Origin of the sequence: Dietzia sp. 111N12-1 (assembly GCF_001658045.1) — a bacterium.
Classification (GTDB): domain Bacteria; phylum Actinomycetota; class Actinomycetes; order Mycobacteriales; family Mycobacteriaceae; genus Dietzia; species Dietzia kunjamensis.
The window spans coordinates 1-905 of the sequence record NZ_LSSV01000102.1; the positions used below are offsets into that span (position 1 = coordinate 1).

A 905-nucleotide genomic window follows, 5' to 3' on the forward strand; every position below is an offset into this window, starting at 1 on the left:
ATGACCTACTGGCGGAACCTCTTAGAGTATGTCGACACCTGTCAATCCGAAGCCGTTCGATCCCGTTACCTATGGCCCGTGGGCCCTCGTCGTGGGCGGAAGTGAGGGCGTGGGCGCCGAGATCGCGTTCCGCCTCGCCGATCAGGGCGTGTCCTCCGTGCTCGTCGCCCGCAAGGCCGGGCCCCTCGAGGAGACCGCCGAGGCCGTCCGCGCCAAGGGCGTCGAGTGCCGGGTCGTGTCCGTCGACCTCACCGAGCCCGGCGCCACCGAGGGCATCGCCGCGGCCTGCGAGGGCCTCGACCTGGGGCTGCTCGTCCTCAACGCCGGCGCCAACACGTACGGCTCCGAGTTCGTCGAGTCCGACATGACCCAGGTTCAGAAGGTCATCGACCTCAACATCACCTCGCCGATGCAGATCATCCGGCAGTTCGGCCCCGCCCTCAAGGCCCGCGGCCGCGGCGGCATCGTGGTGATGGGCTCGATGGCCGGCTACCTCGGCCACGCCGACATGAGCGTGTACTCCGCGGCCAAGGCGTTCAGCCGGGTCTTCGTCGAGGGCCTGTGGCTCGAGATGCGGGAGCACGGCGTCGACGTCGTCGAGGTCATCCTCGGCGTCGTCCGCACCCCCGCGATGATCCGCGCCGGCCTGGACATGGACCTGCCCGGCTTCACCGTCAGCGAGCCCACCGAGGTCGCCGAGGAGGTCCTGGCGTCCATCGGCAACGGCCCGATCCACGTCTGCGGCGGCGAGAACAACCGCAAGGGCGTCGAGTTCTCCTCCGGCGTCGACCGGGGACGGATCGTGGCCGGATCCCACAAGCGGATGACGGCGCTGCGCGGGAACTGAAGTCCGACGCGACGCACGCGTCGGTGCCCGGCCGCGGATGCTCCTATGGATGTCAAGC

At 69.5% G+C, this 905-nt stretch carries 1 protein-coding gene; it reads left to right on the plus strand.

Features of this window, described 5'->3' with window-relative positions:
* The first annotated feature begins 28 nt into the window (after positions 1–28).
* A complete protein-coding gene (locus tag AYO52_RS16800; RefSeq protein ID WP_067719997.1) occupies positions 29–847 on the plus strand; it encodes an SDR family oxidoreductase in 819 nt (272 codons plus the stop codon).
* Positions 848–905: the final 58 nt, after the last annotated feature.